Source organism: Rhizobium sp. PK7-22, from assembly GCF_056530405.1.
The window spans coordinates 716,039-738,826 of the sequence record NZ_CP096514.1 but is presented as its reverse complement, the minus strand read 5'-3'; the positions used below and the strand labels follow the sequence as shown (position 1 = coordinate 738,826).

Sequence of the window (22,788 nt, the reverse complement as noted above, 5' to 3'; positions counted from 1 at the left end):
CTCCCTTGAATGATGAAACGTTAGTCGGCCTGGTGATGGTCCAGGACCCAGACGCCGGCGCGGGCGCCTTCGGTCACGAAGAGCAGGACGTGGTAGATCAGGCGGCTGAGCGCGTCGTCCCAGAGGACGTTGCCGGCGCCGTCGAGCTGGTTGATCCAATGAATACCGCCTGGGCTGAAGTAGTGGGAGAAGATCAGCCTCTCCACCTCTCGGGCGCGATCGGCGGCTCCCGGGTATCCTTGCAGATGGCGCAGGGCGGCAAGTTTTCCCGCCTCGGTCAGCGGCCACAGCAGATGGGTGGCCTCGGTGACACTGCCTCTGGCGTCCACCGCATCGAAGGGGGCGCCGTCAAGGGCATCTCCCGAGTGTCTTACGCCATGGCTGTCGGCAAATGCGGCCATTCGGTCAGCAAGCGGCTTGACCTTGTGATCACCGCCCAGCTCGATGAAGCGCTCCAGCAACCATGCCCATTCATACTGGTGCCCCGGCTCCCGCCGCTCACCTTCGGCGCCTTCAAGAGGCGAAAGATCGTGGGCCACGAATTCGCGGACTGCACCGGTCGAGGCGTCGATGAAATGGCGCTCTGCCAAGGCGACATAGTCCGTCGCGCGCTGCAGCCATGAGCTCTGGCCGGTGAGTTCGTAAGCCTGCAGCAGTGCCTCGAGCATATGCATCTGAGGGTTCTGAGCGCGCCGGTCGCCGACGCGCGCACCTCGAGCGGCCATGACATCATCTTCGTAAAGCGCACCGGTCGCCGGCTCCACCAAGGTCTCGATGAAGCTCCACAGGTCGTCGATCGCATCGCTGTCGACCAGTGCCGGATCCGCCTTCTGCAGCGTCACGAGCGCCAGAAGCGCAAAGGACTGGTCGTAGGCGCGGCAGACGGCGCCCTTCGGATCGGTCCCCGGGTCGCCGTTCGGTTCGACGGAATATCTGTAGCCGCCATGGGGCAGGCGCAGGTGCGTGGTCATGAAGGCGTGGACGTCGCGGGCTGCAAGCAGGAGGGTTTCATTGCCGGTGACGAGGTAGAGATGGGCCAGTGCGAAGATCGTTCTCGCATGGACCAGGGCCGTCTTGGGTTCGCCCTGGACCGGGTGACCGTCTCTGTCCAGCCGCTCGACGACGCCGCCGAACTGCCGATCCTGCGCCACGCCGATCCAGGCCGGCACGAAGTCGTGAGCAAAGTCCCGTGCCGTGATCATGGCTGCACGCCCTCCTCGACCTCGAAGAAGTGCGGCAAAGCCTGGGCCATGACGGGAAGGTCGTTAAGGATCTGACGGAGATGATTGCGCATGGCTGCTTCCGCAGCATCCGGGTCGCCCGTGCGTATGGCTTCCACCACCTGCAAATGCTGCGCAATCAGCTGGTCGTGAGGGAAGTGGCGCGCGTTCAGGTAGCGCATCCTGTCCATCTGCGTTTTCAGCGGCTGGATGATCTGCCAGCCTTTCGCCTGCCCGGCAGCTTCCGCCAGTCGCTTGTGGAACTGTTCGTCCAGCGCCAGGAAAGCCTGTGGCTCGAGCCCGTCCATGACCCGCTCCTGCTCCTGCAGAAGCGTTTCAAGTTCGCTCAGGAGCTGTGCCGTGGGACGGGTCGCCACGAGGCGAACGATGTCGGACTCGACGGCTTCGCGCACGAAGCGGGCAGACATCACCGCATCGACCCGGATCCGGCTGACGAAGGTGCCGCGCTGCGGGCGGATCTCCAGCAGTGATTCTTCCGCCAGCTTGATGAAGGCCTCCCGAACCGGCTGCCGGCTGACGCCGAACAGGGCCGCGACGTCAACTTCCGACAGACGCGAACCCGGCGGCAGTTCACCACGCAAGATCCATTCCCGCACCACATGCCACAGCTGCGGACCGACGGCAGCGTCGAACGCGACCTTCGGCGGCACCGGGAACATGGTTGCAACGCGGGAATTCATCAGATCCTCCAATCCTCACCCGAACAATGGAGGCAACTGCCATACTAGTCAACCCATATCATTGATGCTAGGGATCCTCCCCGAAAACGGAGCGAAGCGGGAGGCAAATACGTGCGGCAGACATGGCGTTGGTTCGGCCCGATGGATCGTGTGTCCATCGATGACATGATGCAGGCAGGCGTGGAGGGTGTGGTTTCCGCCCTGCATCATGTGCCCACCGGAGCGACCTGGACCGCCGAGGACATTGCCAAGCGGCAGGCCGAAATTGCCCGCATGAGGGATGGTTCCGCCTCGGGGCTTACCTGGGACGTGGTCGAAAGCATTCCCGTTTCGGAGGACATCAAACGGCAGACCGGGGCGTGGAAAGACCACATTGCGGCGTGGAAAACGTCCCTGCAGAACCTGCAGGCGGCCGGCATCACCACCGTCTGCTACAACTTCATGCCGGTGCTCGACTGGACCCGCACGGATCTGGCTCACCGACGGCCCAATGGCGCCACCTGCATGCGGTTCGACCTGATCGATTTTGCAGCCTTCGACATCCACGTTCTGAAACGGGCGGGGGCCGCGGAAAGTTTTCCGGCGGAGGTGGTCGAGGCGGCGCGGAGGCGTTATGCGGCCATGTCCGATGGCCAGCAGGAGCAACTGGCGCGCAACGTGGTGTTCGGCCTTCCGGGCGCCGCCGAGAGCTTCTCGCTGGATGACGTGCGCGATCATCTGGCCGCCTATGCCGGCCTCGACGAGGAGCGCCTGCGCGGTCATCTGATCGACTTCCTGTCGGAGGTCGCTCCGGTCGCCGAAGATCTCGGCATGCGGCTCTGCTGCCATCCGGACGACCCGCCGTTTCCGCTGCTGGGGCTTCCCCGCGTGATGTCGACGGAAGCGCACTACCGGCGGGTTCTGGATGCCGTCGATCTGCCCGCCAACGGCGTGACCCTGTGTTCCGGCTCGCTGGGCGCGCGCCCCGACAACGACCTTCCCGGAATGATGGAGCGGCTCGGCGATCGGGTGCACTTCCTGCATCTTCGCAACGTCACCCGCGAAAGCGACGAGGTGATGGGCAGTTTTTACGAGGCCGAGCACCTGGGTGGCGAAACCGATATGGTGGCGCTGATCGCCGCCGCCTTGCGGGAAGAGGACAAGCGCCGCAAGGCCGGACGCTCCGACGTCTCCATCCCCTTCCGGCCGGACCACGGCCAGGACATCCTCGACGACCTCGGCCGTTCCGCCCAGCCGGGCTACCCGGCCATCGGCAGGCTGAAGGGACTGGCAGAGCTTCGCGGCATCGCCGTGGCACTGTCGCATCCGACAGAAGGGCTGAAGTAGCAGCTACGGCTGCTAAGACGCCGGGGTGAACCTTGCGACAAGCGAATGGCTCTCGCCCGGATAGGTGAGGCGGACATAGGTCAGGGGACCGGAGCCGCTCCAGGTTCGACGTTCGATGAGGAGACAGGGGCTCCCCTTGGCAATGTCGAGCATCGCAGCCATTTCGGCAGTTGCGGCAATGGCATGGATGCGGTGTTCGGCGGTGCTCCAGGGCACCTCGCCGAGCAGCCATTGTCCAGGCGAAACCCTGTCGAAATCCGCCTCCGCCGCGTCGGGGACATTGGTCAGGTTGATCAGGCGTTCCTCGACGCAGAACTGTCGTTCGCCGGCAAAGTGGATGCAGACGATGTCCAGGACGTCCGCTGGGGCGCTCACATCGAAGACCTGCAGGTCGCCACCGGCGGCCGGCCGTATCGCCCGATGCTTTACCGCGAAAGAATAGGGCAGGTTCAGGGACCTGACCTCGGCTTCGATGTCGGTGATCTCCAGCACCGCGGACTGCGCCTGAGGTCGCGCCACGAAGCTGCCGGACTTCTTTCGCCGCTTGATCAGGCCGGATTTGGCCAGCTGCGTCATGACCTTGTTCACGGTCATGCGCGAGCAATCGTATTGAGCGGCCAGTTCGACCTCGAAGGGAAGACGATGGCCCGGCGGCCATTCACCGGAGACGATCTTGCCTTCTACGTCGCTCAGTATGCGCTGGTGCAGGGTCAGGTTGGGGGAAATTGCCGCCGTCACGTATGGGTGCTTTCAATCAACGAGTGTCCGGTTTAGCACAGCAGGAGCCGGCACAGGACAGGAATTGTCGCCTGCCTCCGGCGAGCCCTCTACGCCCGCAGGAGATCCACCATGGTCGCTCGGAACCGTGCCTCGACGGCGTCCCGCCTGATGTGGCGCCCCCCCGAGACCTGCTTGCGGCCACGGGCCCAGACCGCTTCGACGGAGACGCCGCCCGCAAAGATCCAGTGGTCGAGCAGCCGGTCCTCCTGGAGGTAGGGAACAGCGTCTGCGTCGAGCGCGACGATATCGGCGTCGCCGCCGACGTGGAGACCCGCGTTCGACTGCAGTGCGGCACCGCCGCCAAGGTGCGCCGTCTCGAACAGCTTTCTTCCGGTCGAGCCGCCGGCGTCCGCGATGACGTTTCGGCTGCGACGGGTCAGGCGCTGCGAGTACTCCAGGGTCCGAAGCTCTTCCGGCACCGACACAAGAACATTCGAATCCGATCCGACGCCATAGCGACCGCCCTCCGCCAGGAACAGCGGGGCATTGAAGACGCCGTCACCCAGGTTGGCTTCCGTGATGGGGCAAAGGCCGGCGATGGCACCGCTTCGCGCCATACGCCGCGTTTCCGCGTCGGACATGTGCGTTGCATGGATCAGGCACCAGCGATCATCCACCGGCATCCTGTCGAGCAGCCATTCCACCGGCCGCGCGCCTGACCAGGCGAGGCAATCCTCGATCTCCTTCACCTGCTCGGCGACGTGAATATGGATCGGCCCGCCACCGGCAAGCGGAATCAGCTCAACCAGCTGCTGCTCCGTCACGGCCCTGAGACTGTGGGGGGCGATGCCAAGCACGCCACCCGGAAGGGAGCCGACGACCTTCGCACAGCCCTCCATCAGCCGGTTGAAGCTCTCCAGCGAATGGATGAAACGGCGCTGCCCTTCGACGGGCGGCTGTCCGCCGAAGCCAGAATGGGCATAGAAGACGGGAAGAAGCGTCAGCCCGATACCCGCCTCCTCCGAAGCCGCGCCGATGCGCGCCGCCATTTCCGCACTGTCGCTGTAATGGGTTCCATCCTCCTGGTGGTGGAGGTAGTGGAACTCGCCGACGCGGGCAAAGCCCGCCTCGAGCATTTCGATGTAGAGCTGCGATGCAACGGCTTCGACATGCTCGGGCGTCATCGTCAGGGCGAAGTGGTACATGGTGGTCCGCCAACTCCAGAAGCTGTCATCCCCCGGGCCGCGAACTTCCGCCAGCCCCGCCATGGCGCGCTGAAAGGCGTGGCTGTGCAGGTTGGCGAGCGCGGGAACCACGACGGTCTGGCGGTCGTCTTCAGGCTGAGGCTCGACACCAGGCTGCACATCCGCGATCCTGCCATCGACGATCCGAAAGCGGACGTCGGACTTCCACCCCTCGGGAAGAAGTGCAGACCTGGCATGAATTGTGGTCATCGGGTCCATCTACAGCTCCATTCGTCCACCGGCGTTCTCTCTCGAAAAACCGGACCTTGTCAAAGAGGACTCTATGTATATACATTAGTGTTCGGAAGAGGAAGATCGACAGATGGACGGACAACGCAGCCTTTGGACGAATGCACGCATCGCCACGCTCGACCCCGGACATGCGGGCCTCGGCGTCATCGAGGGTGGCGCCATCCTGGTGGAGGCTGGGCGCATCGTGTGGATTGGCAGCGTCAGCGAAATCCCCCGCGCCGCGGAGGGCGCCATTGTCCATGACATCGAGGGACGGTGGGTCACGCCGGGGCTGATCGATTGCCACACCCACATCGTCTTCGGCGGCGACCGGGCCATGGAGTTCGAGATGCGGCTCGAGGGCGCCACCTACGAAGAGGTCGCCCGCGCCGGCGGCGGCATCGTGTCCTCGGTCAAGGCCACCAACGCGCTCTCGGTTGAGAGCCTGGTGGATGCTGCCCTGCCGCGACTGGACACGCTTCTCTCCGAAGGCGTTTCGACGATCGAGATCAAGTCGGGCTATGGGCTCTCGATCACCGGCGAACTCAACATGCTGCGGGCGGCCCGTGCGCTGGAGAGGATCCGTTCCGTCCGGGTGGTGACTTCGTACCTGGCGGCGCACGCCACGCCTCCCACCTACAAGGGGCGGAACGCAGACTATATCGCAGAGGTCGTGCTGCCAGGAATGGAGCAGGGCCATGCGGAAGGACTGATCGACGCCGTCGACGGTTTCTGTGAAGGCATCGCCTTTTCCGTCGACGAAATGCGGGGCGTCTTCGACAGGGCGAAAGCGCTTGGTCTTCCGGTCAAGCTGCATGCGGAACAGCTCTCGGATCTCGGCGGCGCCCGGATGGCGGCCTCCTATGGTGCGCTTTCGGCCGACCATCTGGAATATCTCGACGCCGAAGGTGCCGCCGCCATGGCGACATCGGGCACCGTCGCCGTTCTTCTACCGGGCGCCTTCTACGCCATCAACGAGACCCGCAAGCCGCCGGTCCAGGCGCTGCGCGACGCCGGTGTGCCGATCGCCGTCGCAACCGACTGCAATCCCGGCACGTCTCCGCTCACCTCCCTGCTTCTTGCCATGAACATGTCGGCGACCCTCTTCCGGCTGACGGTGGAGGAATGCCTCGCCGGCACGACACGCGAGGCCGCGCGGGCGCTGGGCCTGCTCAGCGAGACCGGCACTCTGGAAGCGGGCAAGTCGGCGGACTTCGCCATATGGGACATCGAGCGCCCGGCGGAGCTGGTGTACCGGATGGGCTTCAACCCGCTTTACCGCCGCATCTTCAAGGGACAAGAGGTCAGCGCATGACGATCACACTCCATCCGGGGAAGGTCTCCCTCGCCGAACTCTCGGAGATCTACTGGAGCAATGCCAGCGCCCTGCTCGATCGCGCCTTCGATGCCGGCATCGAGAGGAGCGCCCGGCGCATCGCGGAAATCGCCGCAGGCAACGCCCCCGTCTATGGGGTCAACACCGGGTTCGGAAAGCTTGCCTCGATCAAGATCGACAGTGCCTACCTAGCCAGGCTACAGCGAAACCTCATCCTCTCCCATTGCTGCGGGCTCGGCAGCCCGCTGCCGGAGAATATCGTGCGCCTGATCATGGCGCTCAAGCTGATCTCGCTCGGCCGGGGTGCATCGGGGGTTCGCCTGGAGCTGGTGCGACTGCTGGAAGGCATGCTGGACAAGGGGGTCGTTCCCGTCATTCCGGAAAAGGGATCGGTCGGCGCATCGGGCGATCTGGCACCGCTGGCGCATATGGCCGCCGTGATGATGGGCGAAAGCAAGGCCGTCTTCGACGGCGACATGCTTCCGGCCGCAGAGGCATTGCGCAAGGCCGGCCTCCAACCGATCGAGCTTGCTGCCAAGGAAGGGCTGGCGCTGATCAACGGGACGCAGGTATCGACGGCGCTGGCGCTGGCCGGCCTGTTCCGGGCGCACCGTGCGGCCCAGACGGCGCTCGTCACCGGGGCCCTGTCGACGGATGCCGCCATGGGCTCGTCCGCGCCCTTCCATCCCGAAATCCACACCCTGCGCGGTCACCAGGGTCAGATCGATGCGGGAGCCGCCCTTCGCCACCTGCTCGAGGGGTCGGAGATCCGCGCCAGCCATGTGGACGGCGACGAGCGCGTCCAGGATCCCTATTGCATCCGCTGCCAGCCGCAGGTCGACGGCGCCTGCCTCGACCTTCTGCGGCAGGTTGCCTGTACGCTGCAGATCGAGGCGAATGCCGTGACCGACAACCCGCTGGTGCTGTCCGACGACGAGGTCGTGTCCGGCGGTAATTTCCATGCGGAGCCGGTGGCCTTCGCTGCCGACCAGATCGCGCTGGCCATCTGCGAAATCGGCGCGATTGCGCAGCGCCGCATCGCACTGCTGGTCGATCCGGCGCTGTCCTACGGGCTGCCCGCCTTCCTCTCGAAAAAGCCCGGCCTCAATTCCGGAATGATGATCGCAGAGGTCACCTCTGCGGCGCTCATGAGCGAGAACAAGCAGATGTCGCATCCGGCATCGGTGGACTCGACGCCCACCTCCGCCAACCAGGAGGACCATGTGTCGATGGCCTGCCACGGGGCGCGCCGGCTGCTGCCGATGACGGAGAACCTGTTCGGCATCCTGGGCATCGAGGCTCTGGCCGCGGTGCAGGGCGTTGAACTGCGCGGGCCGCTGAAATCGAGCCCGGAACTGCAGAAGATCGTGGCTGTCGTGCGTGCGTCGGTCCCGGCGCTGGAGGAGGATCGCTACATGGCGGATGATCTTTACGCAGCGAGCCAGCTGGTTGCCTCCGGAAGGCTGGTCGACGTCGTGACGCCCAACATTCTGCCGGTTCTGGAGGTTCGATCATGAGCGTGTTCGAGGTCGCAAGAGGCAGTTCGCCGGTCATCCTCGCCTTCCCCCATACGGGCACGGCCGTCCCTGCCGACATCCGGGCAAGACTGAACGACAATGGCCGACTGCTCGCCGATACGGACTGGCATATCCACGAGCTCTATGCAGGCCTTCTGGACGACGCCACGACGGTGCGGGCGACCTTCCACCGCTATGTGATCGACGCCAACCGCGACCCGGCGGGTACGAGCCTCTATCCCGGCCAGAACACCACGGGGCTGATCCCCGAGACCGATTTCGACGGCAACGCCATCTGGAACCTGGGCGGTGAGCCGACGGCGGCGGATGTCTCCGCGCGGCTTGAGCAGTTCCATGCGCCCTATCATGCGGCACTCGCCGCGGAGATCGAGCGGGTCAAGGCGATCCATGGAGTGGCTGTCCTCTACGACTGCCACTCGATCCGGTCGCAGATCCCCTTCCTCTTCGAGGGCACCCTTCCCGACTTCAACATCGGCACCAATTCCGGCACCTCCTGCGCCCTGGAATTCGAGCGTGTCACGGCAGAGATCGCCGGCTACGCCGCAGGCTTCACCAGTATCGTCAACGGCCGCTTCAAGGGCGGCTGGACGATACGGCATTACGGAGCGCCCGCGACCGGTGTGCATGCGATCCAGATGGAACTTGCCCAGTTGACCCACCTGGCGAGGGAAACCGTGCCGTTCGCCTACGACGAGGACAAGGCCGGAAAGCTGCGGGAGCACCTGAAGGCCATTCTCTTGCGGCTGGAAGCGGTCGCCTACGAACTGAAAGCAATGGGGAACCGACCATGACCAATCCGCGTCACAATATCCGCGATGTCCGGGCCCCGCGCGGCTCCGCACTCAACGCCAAGAGCTGGATGACGGAAGCGCCGCTGCGCATGCTGATGAACAATCTGGATCCGGATGTGGCCGAGAACCCGCACGAGCTGGTCGTCTACGGCGGCATTGGCCGGGCGGCGCGCACCTGGGACGATTTCGACCGCATCGTCGCAACGCTGAAGACTTTGAACGAGGACGAGACGCTGATCGTCCAGTCCGGCAAGCCGGTCGGCGTCTTCCGCACCCACAAGGATGCGCCGCGCGTGCTGATCGCCAACTCCAACCTCGTTCCCCACTGGGCGACCTGGGATCATTTCAACGAACTGGATAAGAAGGGGTTGGCCATGTACGGCCAGATGACCGCCGGCTCGTGGATCTACATCGGCACGCAGGGCATCGTGCAGGGCACCTATGAAACCTTCGTGGAAGCCGGCCGCCAGCATTACGGCGGCAGCCTGAAGGGCAAATGGATCCTGACCGGCGGGCTGGGGGGCATGGGCGGAGCCCAACCGCTCGCTGCCGTCATGGCCGGGGCCTGCTGCCTGGCCGTGGAATGTGACGAAACCCGCATCGATTTTCGCCTGCGCACCCGCTATGTAGACGAAAAGGCAAAGACGCTGGACGAGGCGCTGGACCTGATCGATCGCTGGACGAAGGCGGGCGAGGCGAAGTCCGTCGGTCTCGTCGGCAATGCTGCCGAAATCTTTCCCGAGCTGGTGCGCCGGATGAAGGCCGGTGGCGCGCGCCCGGACATCGTCACCGACCAGACTTCGGCGCATGATCCCCGCAACGGATACCTGCCGATCGGCTGGACCGTCGAGGAAGCCAAGGCCAAGCGCGAGAGCGATCCGAAGAGCGTCGAAACCGCGGCACGCGCGTCCATGAAGGCGCATGTGGAAGCCATGGTCGCCTTCTGGGATGCGGGCGTTCCCACCCTCGACTACGGCAACAACATCCGTCAGGTCGCCAAGGACGAGGGCCTGGAGAATGCCTTTGCCTTCCCGGGCTTCGTGCCGGCCTATATCCGCCCGCTCTTCTGCCGCGGCATCGGTCCGTTCCGCTGGGCTGCCCTCTCCGGCGATCCCGAGGACATCTACAAGACCGACGCCAAGGTGAAGGAACTGCTGCCGGACAACACGCATCTGCACAACTGGCTGGACATGGCGCGCGAGCGGATCGCATTCCAGGGCCTGCCGGCGCGAATCTGCTGGGTGGGTCTCGGCGACCGCCACAAGCTCGGCCTCGCCTTCAACGAGATGGTCCGCACCGGCGAGCTCGCGGCCCCCATCGTCATCGGCCGCGACCATCTCGATTCGGGCTCGGTCGCCTCGCCCAACCGCGAGACGGAAGCGATGAAAGACGGCTCGGACGCGGTGTCCGACTGGCCGCTGCTGAACGCCCTGCTCAACACGGCGTCCGGGGCCACCTGGGTTTCCCTGCATCACGGCGGTGGTGTCGGCATGGGCTTTTCGCAGCACTCCGGCATGGTCATCTGCTGCGACGGCTCGGAGGATGCCGACCGCCGGCTGGAGCGCGTCCTGTGGAACGACCCGGCTACCGGCGTCATGCGCCACGCCGATGCCGGCTACGAGGTTGCTCTCGATTGCGCCACCGAGAAAGGCCTGCGGTTGCCCGGCATTCTGGGTAACTAGCCATGAAGATCCTGCGGGCGGACGACTACAGGCGGATGCCGTGGAAGAACGGCGGCGGCGAGACGGTGGAGATCGTCGTGTTTCCGCCTGACGCCAGCGTCGATACCTTCGACTGGCGCATCAGCATGGCAGGCGTGGCGGAGGACGGGCCGTTCTCGGTCTTTCCCGGCGTGGACCGCACCCTCTCCGTCCTCGAGGGCAATGGCATCGATCTGACCATCGACGGACGCGGAATAATGCGCCTGACGCAGCAGTCCGCGCCCCTGGCCTTTCCAGCCGATGCACCGACGATGGCGCGGCTCATCGACGGACCCATTCGCGACCTGAACGTCATGAGCCGGCGCGGCGCCTGTTCGCACCTCGTCGAGCACAGGCCCGCCCCAATGGTCGACAGCCATTCGGATCACTGCCGTCTGGTCTTCTGCAAGCGCGGCGACCTGCGTGTCTCGTCGGGCGATCATCACGATACCCTGTGCCCACAGGATGCTCTGCTCTGCGACAGGGGAGAGGTAATCTCGTTGACAGGTGAAGGCGCGCTCACCGTCGTCACGCTGCGTCCGTCGGAGCATATCTTGTCTAGACAAAATAATTGAAGGATGGAAGTATGCCTCTCAAGAGGCAGGCTTTCGAACTGCCCTAATATAAATCAAACAGGGGACCAGCCACCATGAAGACATTGACCATCACCGCCGCCGTCCTGACGGCCCTGCTCGGCTCCACGGCTGCGAGGGCAGAGACATCCGTTGCCATCGGCATGTCCGGATGGACCGGGTTTGCCCCTCTGACGCTGGCGAAGGAAGCCGGCATCTTCAAGAAGAACGGGCTCGACGTGACGATCACCAAGATCCCGCAGGCCAGCCGCCATCTGGCGCTTGCATCCGGCGACATCCAGTGCGCGGCGACCACGGTCGAGACCTGGATCGTCTGGAATGCCAACGGCGTGCCGGCAACACAGATTTTCCAGCTGGACAAGTCGCACGGTGCCGACGGCATGGCAGTGCGCGAGGACATCGCCAGCATTGCCGATCTCAAGGGCAAGACCATCGCCGCCTCCACGCCCGGCACCTCGCCCTACTTCTTCCTGGCCTATATCCTGAAGGAGAACGGGCTCACGATGAAGGACGTGAAGGTGGTGAACCTGGAACCCGGCCCGGCCGCCCAGGCCTTCGTGGCAGGCCAGAACGATGCCGCCATGAGCTATGAGCCCTATCTCTCGACGGTTCGCGCCGCCCCCGACCAGGGCAAGATCATCGCAACCACGCTGGATTACCCGGCGGTGATGGACACGTTCGGATGCACTCCCGAATTCCTGAAGGACAATCCGGAGGCGGCCAAGGCGCTCGCGACCAGCTATTTCGAAGGCCTCGAGATGATCAAGGCGGAGCCGGAAAAGGCCTACGGCATCATGGGCGCCGATGTGAAGCAGTCGGCGGAGGCCTTCGGCCAGTCGGCGAAGTTCCTGGAGTGGCAGGACAAGGCTGCCAACAAGACCTTCTTCGAGGGCGAGTTCATGACCTTTTCGGAGAAGGCGGCCGACCTGCTGATGGAAATCGGCATCATCAAGTCGAAGCCGGACTTGTCGACAATCGTCGATACCTCCTTCATCCAGTAGTCTCACAATCACCGGCGGAGCACGCTCCGCCGGACCAACACCCGGGGCAGCATGCGTCCTCTTGAACCAATCGGCCAGCAGGCCCGCATCCTGCTCGGCATCCTCTTCTTCGTGCTGTTTTTTGCGGGATGGAGCATTGCGACATTCGGGGGCTTCGTGTCGCCGACCTTCCTCGCCGACCCGATCACCATGCTGAAGGACGGCATATATCTGCTGACCCAACAGGGCTTTCTCGCGGATATCGGCATGACTGTCTGGCGGGTCGTCGGCGGCTTCGTCCTGGCGGCACTCGTGGCCGTGCCGATCGGTATCGCCATGGGCGCCTACAAGCCGATCGAGGCCCTGCTGGAACCCTTCGTCTCCTTCTCCCGCTACCTGCCCGCCTCCGCTTTCATTCCCCTTCTCATCCTGTGGGCGGGCATCGGCGAACTGCAGAAGCTTCTCGTCATCTTCATCGGATCGGTGTTCCAGATCATCCTGATGGTCTCCGTCTCGGTCTCTGCCACGCGCCGCGATCTCGTGGAGGCCTCCTACACGCTTGGGGCCAGCGATGCGGGCGTCGTGCGCCGGGTTCTCGTTCCGGCCAATGCACCGGATATTGCCGAAACCCTGCGCCTCGTCCTCGGCTGGGCCTGGACCTATGTGATCGTTGCCGAACTCATCGGCGCATCTTCCGGCATCGGCTACATGATCATCAACAGCCAGGCCCTGATGGCCACGGGCCAGATCATCTTCGGCATCATCGTCATCGGCATTATCGGCCTGATCTCGGACTTCGCCTTCAAGACGGTGAACCGCACCCTGTTTGCCTGGAGACTGGCATGAGCGAACTCATCGTCAAGGGCGTCAGCCGGACCTTTCCCGGCGTGCGCGGCGGTGCGCCCGTGCAGGCACTGCATCCGACCGATCTCGATATCGCCAAGAATGACTTCGTCACCATTCTGGGGCCGTCGGGCTGCGGGAAGTCAACCCTTCTGCGCATCATCGCCGGTCTCGACCGTCCGACGACCGGCAGCGTGCTGCTGGAAGGGAAGGCCATCACCGGCCCCGGCGCCGATCGCGGCATGGTCTTCCAGTCCTACACGCTGTTTCCCTGGCTGACGGTTCGGGAGAACGTCGGCTTCGGATTGCGGGAGCGCGGTATTGCAGCCAGGGAAACCGCCGAGATCGTCGACAGCTATCTGGACAAGGTGGGGCTGCGCGGCTTCGAGAACCATTGGCCGAAACAGCTCTCCGGCGGCATGCAGCAACGCACGGCGATTGCCCGCGCCCTGGCCAACGACCCGAAGATCCTGCTTCTCGACGAACCGTTCGGGGCGCTCGACAACCAGACCCGCGGCCTGATGCAGGAACTGCTGCTCGGCATCTGGGAGCGGGAGCAGAAGACCGTCGTCTTCGTCACCCACGACATCGAGGAGGCCGTGTTCATGGCCTCCCGCGTGGTGACCATGACGGCGCGCCCAGGGCGCATCAAGTCGATCACGCCGGTCGATATCCCGCATCCGCGCCACTATACCGTCAAGGCGAGCCCGGAGTTTTCCGCGTTGCGGCTGAAGCTGACGGAGGAGATCCGCGCGGAGGCCATCCAGGCTGCCACACACGGGTAACACTTCGCGGTGGCCGAGCATCTGATGCGCGGTCGCCGCGGTTGCTGCCGCCCCCGGCGAGCGCGAAACCGGCTCGCACCCGAACCTGTTCAGCAAGCCCTGACCAGCGCGATGTGACGCCCTGCTGGAGGTGGTACCCGTCATGGGAAATTCCCGGACCTGAGCTTTCCATGCCGATCAACACGATGAGCAAGATCCTCTCGCCCCCGCTGATGGAGGAGCTTGATGGCCCTGTGGAGAAAATGCTGCTGAATACGACCGTGAGCATGCAGCACGACTTGGAGGCATACAAGGTCGCCGTCCAGCACCGCCGCAATTGCCGAGCGCACGATGATGTGGATGATGGCGGACACATCAGGATCTGAGGACTCTCAATTGAGCCTCACCCATGCCTCCTCTCCCGCGGCGACATTTCACTGCAAAGTGGTTTTTGGAACCGATGGCATAGTGTATGTACCGACATGGCTCTGAAAGCTGAACAGTCAGATCTCTGGTTGCGGTGCAAGGGAGGGAATGGTCTCCAAAATTCAAGAAGGGGAGAAGACCGTGGTGCAAAGTCCTGCTGTGCTTACGGTCAGCGGCTTATCTGCCCAATATGGGGTCAGGAACGTTCTGCGTCGCGTGGACCTTACTATCGAGCCGGGTGAAGTCTTCGGCCTGCTCGGACCCAACGGCGCTGGAAAAACAAGCCTGGTGCGCGCCATATGCGGACGCTTGCGTCCCACGGCCGGAAGTGTCGAGATCGCCGGGAGAAAGAGCGGCAGAAGCGCCTTACGGTCAATCGGTCTCGTGCCACAGGAGATCGCGCTTTATCCCAGCTTGACCATTCGGGAAAACCTTGAAGTGTTCGGCCGCTTATCCGGCCTTACGAACAAGGAAACAGACGTTGCGGTTGAAGAAGCATCCGAAGCTGCCCAGCTCGCTGAACGGCTGGGCGAGCGGGTGGATCGCCTGTCGGGTGGCTGGAAACGGCGTGTCAACATTGCTGCAGCGATTCTGCATCGCCCTGCCCTGCTTATCCTGGACGAGCCAACTACAGGCGTGGACCTTGATGCACGCAACGCCTTGCATCGCCTCATCCAGACACTCAGCAAGGGCGGAATGGGCATCTTGCTGATCACACACGATCTTCAACAAGCAGAGCTCTTATGCGAGAGGGTCGGCTTCTTGCTCAACGGCACCCTCGCGCCGCAGGGGCGGCCCAAGACCTTGTTGGATGCGGCTTTCGCGGGCCAGGGCGAGCTAATCATTGATGTCGCAGAACCAGTTTCGGCTGACCAAGCGAGGAGATTACAGCAGGCGGGCTTCGTTGCGTCGAGCGGCGGGCTGAGCTGGTGTCTGGTCGCAGACTGCTCGCCTGCTCACGTGATGGCGGATCTGGAACAGTCCGGGATCAAGCCACGCGAGATGCATTTCAGACGGCCGAACCTGGACAGTCTGTTCCTGCGGCTCTTGCGCGAACCAACCTCAACTGAGTTAGAGGCTGCAGCATGATCGTCACGATGCTTCGTGTGATGGCTCTCAGCCTTATCCGCGACCGCGGTGCGCTGGTTTTAGCGTTCGTGCTACCGCCCGTCATCTTCGTGATCTTTGCCGCCATCTTCACGGTAACGACAAACGATGGACTTCCGCTGAAGGTCGCCTTGGGCAAGGCTGCTAGCGGTGATATCTGGGATCGGTTCGAGCAGGTCTTGCGCGACGATCCCTCTTTGCGCCTCCTGGCGTCCACGTCCAGCAATCAAGCAGACGTTAGCCGGCAGATCGAGCGCGGAGTTGCGGATGTGGGCCTGTTCATAAAGGGCAATCAGGATGACCCTCGGGCCGCGCCACTCGTGGTCCTCGTGGATCCGAGCAAACCGCTGACCGGTGCAATCCTGGCCGGGCAAATCCAGAAACTCGTTGCTCGTCAAATGCCGGATCTGGCGCTTTCTCAAATGATCCCGACGATCGAGACCCTGGCTGGCGGCTTTACGGCGGAGCAATCGGCGCGACTGAAAAAGACGATGGCCGAGCTCGCGGGCGCAACAACCGGCCAGGCTTCCAGCAATACGCCTGGTTTGGTGGAGACAGCTTTCGTAGGACGCCTGGAGAACGCCAATGCGGCAGTAACCTACTACGCTGGCGCCGTGGCAATTCTCTTCTTGCTGTTTTCGGCCATGCAGAGTTCCGCCATCCTCATCGAGGAGCGCACTTCCGGAATTCTTGATCGCATTGCTGTCGTGCCGACCGGACCGGAGATGGTGGTGTGCGGCAAGTTCCTGTTTCTCACCGTGCAAGGCGTCATGCAGGCGGGGCTGATCTTCATCGCTGCGGCCGTTGCTTATGACGTCACTGTGATGAGCCACCTGTGGCTGTGGCTGATCATCACGATTGCCGCAGCGATGGCGGCTTCCGGACTGGCGCTTGCAGTCGTAACAACTTGCACGACCAAGCAGCAGGCTCAAACAATCTCCACATTTGTCGTGCTTATCTGTTCGGCCGTCGGGGGCTCGATGGTACCGCGTTTCATGATGCCTCCATGGTTGCAGGACCTGGGGAGTTTCACGCCAAATGCTTGGGTGATAGAAGCATATCACGGGGTTTTGTGGCGGGAGGAAGCCTTGTCGGAACTGCTGCCGGAACTAGGTAGTTTGCTGACCTTGGCGATCACAGGCACAGTCTTTGCCATTATCGTATCCAGGCATAGGCTGCGACTTTAAGGTAGTGGCATGGCGACTTTAACCAGGAATGAACCACGGGTAGGACGCGATACTGCTGTAAGCCTGACGCTTGCTGCACTGGTTGTGATTGCCTGGTTGAGCGTCCACGTTGCCAGCATCTTCTTCATCGATTGGACGGTGGCCGGCCGTATCTTCCTGGCGCCCGTCGTCATTGTGGTGCAGTGCTGGCTCAGTGTCGGCTTGTTCATCATTGCCCATGATACAATGCATGGCTCATTGGCTCCGCGGTACCCGTGGCTCAACAAGGCAATCGGCCGGTTCTGCGTTTTCATCTATGCAGGCTTTTCCTACGAAAAGCTCTTCGACAGCCACCACGCGCACCACCGCCACGCCGGTACTGCCGACGACCCGGATTTTGATGCCGATCATCCGGCTCGCTTTTGGCCCTGGTACCTGACATTCTTCCGTCACTACTTCGGCTGGCGCGAATTCGGGACCCTTACAGTCGTAGTCGTCATCTACCTGGTCATCCTTCGCGAGCAATTTCCGGCAATGCTCGTCTTCTGGGCGCTGCCGGCGATCCTCTCGTCAATCCAGCTCTTTTACTTCGGGACTTACCTTCCCCACCGCGTCGACGAGATCCCTTTCGATGATCGCCACCGGGCGCGCAGCAATGACTTCTCCCCAATCATGTCTTTGCTGACCTGCTTCCATTTCGGTTATCATCATGAGCATCATGACAGGCCGGGTGTGCCGTGGTGGAGGTTGCCCGCGCAGCGCAAGCTTGCGGTGCGCGACGGAGTGAGCCGAGGTGAAGCATGGAAAGCATGATGTATTATCTGATCCCGACGATGATCGTCATCGGCACCGTTGTCTTCATGGAGTGGTTCGCCGCCTGGTCGCACGAGCACATCATGCACGGCTGGGGATGGCGCTGGCACAAGTCCCATCACGAACCCCACGACGAGACGCTTGAAAAGAACGATCTTTATGCCGTCGTCTTTGCCGTCTTCGCCATTGGCTTGTTCTGGATTGGCTCGCACTGGTTCTGGCCCCTGTGGTGGGTCGCCATCGGGATCTCCATCTACGGGGTCCTGTATTTCTTCATGCATGACGGACTGGTGCATCAGCGCTGGCCGTTCAAGTACATTCCGCGAACCGGCTATCTGAAGCGGGTGTACCAGGCGCATCGTCTGCACCACGCGGTGGAAGGACGCGAAGGCTGCGTCTCCTTCGGTTTCGTCTATGCCGAACCGGTCGACAAGCTGGTCAAAAAGCTCCACGACAACAAGCGCAAGTATGATCCAGAGGCGCTAAACGATAAAGATCGGCCGGCCGCCTCGCTGTAGTCATGGGCGCTGCCACAGCCCGAGCCTCGGAACATCATCCGTCATCGCGCGTGTACGCGCCACATCGCCAAGCGCCAGCCCCAGGAGGGCGATCTTCTCACCTTTCGATGTGGAAACCCGCTCGTCCCAGGCCGCCGGCCCGCCAGCGCGTAGCTTGTCGCCAATCGCACGGTACACACGCCGAGCTGCCGCGATCGCCCAGGCCGAGCGAGGCGGCAGGGCCGTGATCCCGGCATAGGCAGACGCATAATAGTTGTCGGCTAGGTCCAGAAGCTCAAGAGCCGCTGCATGAAGCGCCGGCCGCTGCGCCATGTCCTCCGGATCGATCGCATCCAGTCCATGCCGCGCAAGAAGTTCTGCGGGCAGGTAGATCCGCCCTGCGCGCGCGTCTTCCACGACATCACGAGCGATGTTGGTCAGCTGAAACGCAAGGCCCAGGTCGCACGCGCGGTCCAGCGTCTTCGGATCGCGCACGCCCATGATCATGGCCATCATGACGCCGACCACGCCGGCAACGTGATAGCAGTAGTCCAGGGTATCGGAGACGGTCTCGTAACGCCGCTCCGTCACATCCATTTGAAAACCGGCAAGCAGTTCCTCCGGGTGTCGCACCGGAATTTGGTGCCGTTCCACGACCCTCCTCAGCGCCTCGAAGACTGGATCGGACACCTGTTCGCCTTGCAATGCGCTCGCCGTCTGCCGGCGCAAGAGATCCAGACGCTGCTGCTGGCCTTCACGGAAATCATCCTGCTGCTCGTGCCCGAGCGTCTGTCCATCCACGACATCGTCGCAATGACGGCACCAGGCGTAGAGAAGGACCGCGTCCTCGCGGGTGTGCCGATCAAACAAACGCGCCGCCGCGGCGAAGCTTTGGGATCCCTTGGCTATTGCGATCTTGCTGCTGGCCAGGACGGCATCGCTCATGCCCGAGCGTCCTCGATCATCAGACCTGCCGTCGCCTTCGCCGACCCGACGACGCCGGGGATGCCGGCGCCGGGATGCGTTCCGGCACCGACGATATAGAGGTTGGAGATCTCGTCGTCGCGATTGTGAGGTCTAAACCAGGCGCTTTGGGTGAGAACGGGTTCCACCGAGAAGGCCGAGCCCAGATGGGCGTTCAACTCGTCGCGGAAATCGAACGGCGTGAAGTGGCGCACGGTCACCAGGTCTTCGAGAAGACCAGGGATGTAGTGGTCGTTCAGGTATTTCAGGATGCGGTCGCGGTATTTCGGACCCTCGACGCTCCAGTCGATATCGGCGGTACCGAGATGCGGTACGGGGGACAAGACGTAGTAGGCGCTGGACCCGGGAGGTGCCAGGCTGTCATCCGTCACTGACGGGGCGTGCAGGTAGAGCGAGAAATCCTCCGCCAGGCCGTCGGCGGAGAAGATCTCGGTGATCAGTTCGCGGTAGCGCGCTCCGAACAGAACCATGTGGTGCTTGAGCTCCGGATGCTCGGTCTTGAGCCCGAAATAGATGACGAAGAGCGACATGGAGAAGCTCTTCTTCTCCAGCGCACGAGCGTTGGATCGGCCGCGAGACGTCTCCCGCAGCATGTGCTTGTAGGTGTGAACGACATCGGCATTCGATGCGATCTGGTCAAACGCGTGCCGGCTGCCGTCTTTCAGGACGACGCCGGTGACACGGTCGTCATTTGTATCCATCTGGTCGATCTCGGCGTTGAGACGGACGGTCCCTCCGAGATCCTCGAACAGCTTCACCATGCCGGCAATGAGGGCACCGGTACCGCCCTTGGCGAACCAGACTCCGCCCTTGCGCTCCAAGGCGTGGATCAGACCGTAGATCGACGAGGTTCGAAACGGGTTGCCACCGACCAGCAGCGAATGAAAGCTGAAGGCCTGCCGCAGTTGATCATCCTTGATGAACTGGCTGACCTTGGAATAGACGCTGCGGTGACTTTCAAGCCGCATCAACTGCGGCGCCACCTTGATCATCGACCAGAAGTTCAGGAACGGCACGGTCCCGAGCTTCTCGTAGCCTTCGCGATAAAGGTCCTCGGAATAGCTGAGGAACCGGCGGTAGCCTTCAACATCATCCGGCGACTTCTCGCCAATCTGGCGGTCGATCTCTTGCTGATCGTTGGCGTAATCGAAGCGGTACCCATCTTCCCAGCACAGTTGATAGAAGGGGGTGACCGGCAGGAGCGTGACGTAATCGGCAAGGCGCCTCCCCGACAGCGCCCAGAGCTGCTCCAGACAATCGGGATCGGTGATGACGGTCGGACCTGCATCGAAGGTGAAGCCGTCATCGGTATAGACATAGGCGCGACCACCGGGCTTGTCGCGCTTCTCGAAGATGGTGGTCTGGATGCCGGCGCTCTGGAGGCGGATTGCCAGCGCAAGTCCGCCGAAGCCGGCACCAATCACTGCCGCGGTCGTGGGATGATCCGTCATGAGGGTTTGTCTCTCAGTAGTGGCGCTTCCCGCAGGCAGGCCAGTGCACGATGAATGGGTACGGGAGGCTTTCCAACCAGAATGCGGAGAATATCCGGGGCACTGGTGCGCCCCGCATAGAAGCGCTCGATCAGGGGCGTCGGAAGCTTGTAGAAGCGCTCGAGCACCAGATGGCGGCGATCTGGCTCTGCTGCCCTGAACAGCATCCGGTTCAGCAGCCGGTAGAACTTCTGACCGCGATGTCGTGCAGCAGCGTATCGGCGAATGGCTTTCGCCAGATCTGGACTGTTGCTCGGCCATCGCGCGGCGATGAGATTGGCAAGGCGGACTGCGTCCGGAAGGCTGTACCCTGTCGTCGGATGGAAGAGCCCGGCGCGCATCCCGGCGTGCGGGATATCGGAGGGCAGTTCTGACCAGAACTGCTCGAAATCATGTGCCAGTGAGATCGGCAGCACACCGTGCTCCTTGCGCACGATGCGTTCGACCGACCAAGCGCGCGCGGACGCGTAAGCAAGCATGTCCTGCTCCAGTGCCCCATCGTCCAATCCTGCATGGTCCGAATAGCGGGTATCCTCGATCAGCATCCGTTTCGGTGAAAGCGGCAGCAGATACATGAAGCGGTAGCCATCATGCTGATCGACCGTCGCGTCCATGATCACGGGACACGACAGGCCGTGAGGCCGACCAAGTTCTACCTCAAGCCCGACAAACTTCTGGTAGCCGAGGACCATGGCTCGGGTCGGCCGATAGCCGCGGCAGTCGATGACGCAGGAAGCGCGCAGCACCGTCCCATCATCCAGTGTGACATGGTCTGGAGCGAGCGACGCAACCGGCGTGTTGGAGCGAATTTCCACTGTGGCCAGCCGTTCGATCGCCGTTGCTACGGAGGCCGAGGTAAGCGATGCATAACCGGAGGCAAGCTCGCGATCGAGATTACGGAAGCGAACCGACTGCCTGTCCCACTCATGCGCAATCAGGGGCCTGAGCCAGGTCAGGTCCGCTCCTTCGACATCCGCATGGTGAAACGACCAGGTATGTTCGCCGAAAGGCTCTGCTGTCGCTTCCAGGATCAGGATCTTGCCCGGCAACGGTAGCCGGGACAGCCGCTGGGCAATGATCGCGCTGGCAAGGCCGGCGCCAACCAGCACCAAGGGAGGTTTTGCGTCAGGCAAGAGCGCACCTCCTCTCTTCACTTACGACGAGGTCGACCAAAAGCCGGTGCTCCCGGACCAACGAAGGCCCGATTGGGTTGTCTACAGCGGCTGTCGGTGCGAGTGAATAGGTCATCCCTCGAACGGAACGGCCTCCAGCCTTGCCACGCGCAGATCGGCGAGGTTCGATGACCCGGTGCAGAAGCACGCCACGCGCAGTTGCGCGGACATGATCTCGAAGTGCTCTGCCACCTCTTCCGGAGAAGACGTCGCGGACTTCAAGACCGAGGCAGCCTGTCCAACGAGATCGGCGCCTAGCCGGATGGCCTTTGCCGCATCAACACCCGTCCGGATGCCGCCCGAGCCAATGATGAACGCGTCAGGACAAGCTTTGCGAAGCGCCACAATGGCAGAGGCCGTGGGCTGACCCCAATCGGCGAATGCGGAAGCCACAGCGGCCTCGGCCGGCGTTCTGGCACGCAACGCCTCCACTGCTGCCCAGCTGGTTCCTCCTGCTCCGGCGACATCGATGATCTTGACTCCAACGGCCGCAAGCGCCTTGGCTGTGGCCGGCGATATTCCGCTCCCGACCTCCTTCACAACCACCGGAACGTGAAGCGTGTCGCACAGAGCACCGATCTTCATGGTGAGACCGCTCCAGTTGCGGTCGCCTTCCGGCTGAACCGCTTCCTGCAGGGGGTTGAGGTGAATGATCAGTGCGTCTGCATCGATCATTTCGACCGCCCTGCGCGCCTGCTCGATGCCGTATCCCGTGTTCAGCTGCGCAGCGCCTATATTGGCGAGGATCGGCACCGACGGAGCAAGACGTCGAAGCTCCAGGTTCATTCCCCAGTCGCTGTCCGTATCGATCGCAACCCGTTGAGATCCCACAGCAAAGGGTATGCCCATGGCTTCACACGCGATAGCGATATTGTGATTGATGTCCTGAGCTTGTTCCGCCCCACCTGTCATGGAACTGACGAGGAATGGCGCAGTGATCCGCTTGCCCAGGAATTGCGTAGACAAATCAATTGCCGCCATATCGACTTCCGGGAGCGCCACATGCTCGAACCGTATCGCTTCAAATCCCGTCCGAAGGAGCCCGGAAACGGACCCGCTGCCCAGAACAATATCAAGATGTTGTTTTTTTCGTTCGGCGAGCATTTGGTTCTTTCATACGGCCGGGCGTGCCACAGATATAACGTT

The 22,788-nt window shown here is 62.8% G+C and carries 22 protein-coding genes; 14 read left to right on the top strand and 8 right to left on the bottom strand.

All coding sequences use genetic code 11. The features are described 5' to 3' along the window. Positions 1–20 precede the first annotated feature (20 nt). Both M1E10_RS08235 and M1E10_RS08230 read right to left on the bottom strand, forming a co-directional pair. A complete protein-coding gene (locus M1E10_RS08235) occupies positions 21–1,202 on the bottom strand; it encodes an AGE family epimerase/isomerase (protein WP_499175871.1) in 1,182 nt (393 codons plus the stop codon). Continuing rightward, positions 1,199–1,921: a GntR family transcriptional regulator gene (locus M1E10_RS08230; protein ID WP_499175870.1), complete on the bottom strand. Its 723-nt coding sequence runs from the start codon at positions 1,919–1,921 to the stop codon at positions 1,199–1,201. The genes M1E10_RS08235 and M1E10_RS08230 overlap by 4 nt, the downstream gene beginning before the upstream one ends. Positions 1,922–2,032: 111 nt before the next feature. Between M1E10_RS08230 and uxuA the strand changes: the two genes are divergently transcribed. Further along, on the top strand, positions 2,033–3,247 hold the full coding sequence (uxuA, locus tag M1E10_RS08225) for a mannonate dehydratase (protein ID WP_499175869.1): 1,215 nt from the start codon (positions 2,033–2,035) through the stop codon (positions 3,245–3,247). A gap of 12 nt (positions 3,248–3,259) precedes the next feature. On the opposite strand, the gene hutC is transcribed toward uxuA, so the two are convergent. Together hutC and M1E10_RS08215 are read right to left on the bottom strand one after the other, a co-directional pair. Then, a complete protein-coding gene (gene hutC, locus M1E10_RS08220; protein ID WP_499175868.1) occupies positions 3,260–3,985 on the bottom strand; it encodes a GntR family transcriptional regulator in 726 nt (241 codons plus the stop codon). Between the two features lie 89 nt (positions 3,986–4,074). Continuing rightward, positions 4,075–5,421 (bottom strand): formimidoylglutamate deiminase, encoded by a 1,347-nt coding sequence (locus tag M1E10_RS08215; protein WP_499177122.1) that lies wholly within the window; start codon positions 5,419–5,421, stop codon positions 4,075–4,077. 112 nt (positions 5,422–5,533) lie between these two features. Here M1E10_RS08215 and hutI point away from each other — a divergent pair, with 112 nt between their 5' ends. From hutI to M1E10_RS08150, 13 genes are all read left to right on the top strand, one after another. Continuing rightward, a complete protein-coding gene (gene hutI, locus M1E10_RS08210; protein ID WP_499175867.1) occupies positions 5,534–6,757 on the top strand; it encodes an imidazolonepropionase in 1,224 nt (407 codons plus the stop codon). Continuing rightward, positions 6,754–8,295 (top strand): histidine ammonia-lyase, encoded by a 1,542-nt coding sequence (gene hutH, locus M1E10_RS08205; protein ID WP_499175866.1) that lies wholly within the window; start codon positions 6,754–6,756, stop codon positions 8,293–8,295. Before hutI ends, hutH begins: the two co-directional genes overlap by 4 nt. After that, on the top strand, positions 8,292–9,107 hold the full coding sequence (gene hutG / locus M1E10_RS08200; protein WP_499175865.1) for an N-formylglutamate amidohydrolase: 816 nt from the start codon (positions 8,292–8,294) through the stop codon (positions 9,105–9,107). The genes hutH and hutG overlap by 4 nt, the downstream gene beginning before the upstream one ends. After that, positions 9,104–10,789, top strand: coding sequence for a urocanate hydratase (gene hutU / locus M1E10_RS08195; protein ID WP_499175864.1), 1,686 nt, complete (start codon positions 9,104–9,106; stop codon positions 10,787–10,789). Before hutG ends, hutU begins: the two co-directional genes overlap by 4 nt. Before the next feature lie 2 nt (positions 10,790–10,791). Further along, positions 10,792–11,382: a HutD/Ves family protein gene (locus M1E10_RS08190; RefSeq protein ID WP_499175863.1), complete on the top strand. Its 591-nt coding sequence runs from the start codon at positions 10,792–10,794 to the stop codon at positions 11,380–11,382. Between the two features lie 74 nt (positions 11,383–11,456). Then, positions 11,457–12,401: an ABC transporter substrate-binding protein gene (locus M1E10_RS08185; RefSeq protein ID WP_499175862.1), complete on the top strand. Its 945-nt coding sequence runs from the start codon at positions 11,457–11,459 to the stop codon at positions 12,399–12,401. 51 nt (positions 12,402–12,452) lie between these two features. After that, positions 12,453–13,226: an ABC transporter permease gene (locus tag M1E10_RS08180; protein WP_499175861.1), complete on the top strand. Its 774-nt coding sequence runs from the start codon at positions 12,453–12,455 to the stop codon at positions 13,224–13,226. Continuing rightward, entirely contained in the window at positions 13,223–14,008 is a 786-nt protein-coding gene (locus M1E10_RS08175) for an ABC transporter ATP-binding protein (RefSeq protein WP_499175860.1), read from the top strand. Before M1E10_RS08180 ends, M1E10_RS08175 begins: the two co-directional genes overlap by 4 nt. Before the next feature lie 170 nt (positions 14,009–14,178). After that, complete coding sequence (locus M1E10_RS08170) at positions 14,179–14,373, top strand: hypothetical protein (RefSeq protein ID WP_499175859.1); 195 nt, start codon at positions 14,179–14,181, stop codon at positions 14,371–14,373. A gap of 148 nt (positions 14,374–14,521) precedes the next feature. Next, positions 14,522–15,502 carry an ABC transporter ATP-binding protein gene (locus tag M1E10_RS08165; RefSeq protein WP_499175858.1) on the top strand — a complete coding sequence of 327 codons (981 nt, stop codon included), beginning with the start codon at positions 14,522–14,524 and terminating at the stop codon, positions 15,500–15,502. Further along, the gene (locus M1E10_RS08160; protein ID WP_499175857.1) at positions 15,499–16,707 is read left to right on the top strand and encodes an ABC transporter permease; all 1,209 of its coding nucleotides are present in this window, start codon (positions 15,499–15,501) and stop codon (positions 16,705–16,707) included. Before M1E10_RS08165 ends, M1E10_RS08160 begins: the two co-directional genes overlap by 4 nt. A 9-nt stretch (positions 16,708–16,716) precedes the next feature. Further along, positions 16,717–17,499 carry a fatty acid desaturase family protein gene (locus tag M1E10_RS08155; protein ID WP_499175856.1) on the top strand — a complete coding sequence of 261 codons (783 nt, stop codon included), beginning with the start codon at positions 16,717–16,719 and terminating at the stop codon, positions 17,497–17,499. Continuing rightward, positions 17,499–18,017 (top strand): sterol desaturase family protein, encoded by a 519-nt coding sequence (locus M1E10_RS08150; RefSeq protein WP_499175855.1) that lies wholly within the window; start codon positions 17,499–17,501, stop codon positions 18,015–18,017. The genes M1E10_RS08155 and M1E10_RS08150 overlap by 1 nt, the downstream gene beginning before the upstream one ends. Here M1E10_RS08150 and M1E10_RS08145 read toward each other — a convergent pair whose 3' ends face one another. The 4 genes from M1E10_RS08145 to fni all read right to left on the bottom strand — a co-directional run bounded on the left by M1E10_RS08145 (position 18,018) and on the right by fni (position 22,746). After that, entirely contained in the window at positions 18,018–18,941 is a 924-nt protein-coding gene (locus M1E10_RS08145; RefSeq protein WP_499175854.1) for a phytoene/squalene synthase family protein, read from the bottom strand. Continuing rightward, entirely contained in the window at positions 18,938–20,431 is a 1,494-nt protein-coding gene (locus tag M1E10_RS08140) for a phytoene desaturase (protein WP_499175853.1), read from the bottom strand. The genes M1E10_RS08145 and M1E10_RS08140 overlap by 4 nt, the downstream gene beginning before the upstream one ends. Further along, positions 20,428–21,603 (bottom strand): Rossmann-fold NAD(P)-binding domain-containing protein, encoded by a 1,176-nt coding sequence (gene crtY, locus M1E10_RS08135; RefSeq protein WP_499175852.1) that lies wholly within the window; start codon positions 21,601–21,603, stop codon positions 20,428–20,430. Before crtY ends, M1E10_RS08140 begins: the two co-directional genes overlap by 4 nt. Before the next feature lie 111 nt (positions 21,604–21,714). Next, complete coding sequence (gene fni / locus M1E10_RS08130; protein ID WP_499175851.1) at positions 21,715–22,746, bottom strand: isopentenyl-diphosphate delta-isomerase; 1,032 nt, start codon at positions 22,744–22,746, stop codon at positions 21,715–21,717. Positions 22,747–22,788: the final 42 nt, after the last annotated feature.

What these genes read in the sequence shown, in the direction of transcription:
- M1E10_RS08235 (WP_499175871.1), bottom strand. Translation starts at nt 1,202, where the DNA reads ATGATCACGGCACGGGACTTTGCTCACGACTTCGTGCCGGCCTGGATC.
- M1E10_RS08230 (WP_499175870.1), bottom strand. Translation starts at nt 1,921, where the DNA reads ATGAATTCCCGCGTTGCAACCATGTTCCCGGTGCCGCCGAAGGTCGCG.
- M1E10_RS08215 (WP_499177122.1), bottom strand. Translation starts at nt 5,421, where the DNA reads ATGACCACAATTCATGCCAGGTCTGCACTTCTTCCCGAGGGGTGGAAG.
- hutI (WP_499175867.1), top strand. Translation starts at nt 5,534, where the DNA reads ATGGACGGACAACGCAGCCTTTGGACGAATGCACGCATCGCCACGCTC.
- hutH (WP_499175866.1), top strand. Translation starts at nt 6,754, where the DNA reads ATGACGATCACACTCCATCCGGGGAAGGTCTCCCTCGCCGAACTCTCG.
- hutG (WP_499175865.1), top strand. Translation starts at nt 8,292, where the DNA reads ATGAGCGTGTTCGAGGTCGCAAGAGGCAGTTCGCCGGTCATCCTCGCC.
- hutU (WP_499175864.1), top strand. Translation starts at nt 9,104, where the DNA reads ATGACCAATCCGCGTCACAATATCCGCGATGTCCGGGCCCCGCGCGGC.
- M1E10_RS08190 (WP_499175863.1), top strand. Translation starts at nt 10,792, where the DNA reads ATGAAGATCCTGCGGGCGGACGACTACAGGCGGATGCCGTGGAAGAAC.
- M1E10_RS08185 (WP_499175862.1), top strand. Translation starts at nt 11,457, where the DNA reads ATGAAGACATTGACCATCACCGCCGCCGTCCTGACGGCCCTGCTCGGC.
- M1E10_RS08180 (WP_499175861.1), top strand. Translation starts at nt 12,453, where the DNA reads ATGCGTCCTCTTGAACCAATCGGCCAGCAGGCCCGCATCCTGCTCGGC.
- M1E10_RS08175 (WP_499175860.1), top strand. Translation starts at nt 13,223, where the DNA reads ATGAGCGAACTCATCGTCAAGGGCGTCAGCCGGACCTTTCCCGGCGTG.
- M1E10_RS08170 (WP_499175859.1), top strand. Translation starts at nt 14,179, where the DNA reads ATGCCGATCAACACGATGAGCAAGATCCTCTCGCCCCCGCTGATGGAG.
- M1E10_RS08165 (WP_499175858.1), top strand. Translation starts at nt 14,522, where the DNA reads ATGGTCTCCAAAATTCAAGAAGGGGAGAAGACCGTGGTGCAAAGTCCT.
- M1E10_RS08160 (WP_499175857.1), top strand. Translation starts at nt 15,499, where the DNA reads ATGATCGTCACGATGCTTCGTGTGATGGCTCTCAGCCTTATCCGCGAC.
- M1E10_RS08155 (WP_499175856.1), top strand. Translation starts at nt 16,717, where the DNA reads ATGGCGACTTTAACCAGGAATGAACCACGGGTAGGACGCGATACTGCT.
- M1E10_RS08150 (WP_499175855.1), top strand. Translation starts at nt 17,499, where the DNA reads ATGTATTATCTGATCCCGACGATGATCGTCATCGGCACCGTTGTCTTC.
- M1E10_RS08145 (WP_499175854.1), bottom strand. Translation starts at nt 18,941, where the DNA reads ATGAGCGATGCCGTCCTGGCCAGCAGCAAGATCGCAATAGCCAAGGGA.
- M1E10_RS08140 (WP_499175853.1), bottom strand. Translation starts at nt 20,431, where the DNA reads ATGACGGATCATCCCACGACCGCGGCAGTGATTGGTGCCGGCTTCGGC.
- fni (WP_499175851.1), bottom strand. Translation starts at nt 22,746, where the DNA reads ATGCTCGCCGAACGAAAAAAACAACATCTTGATATTGTTCTGGGCAGC.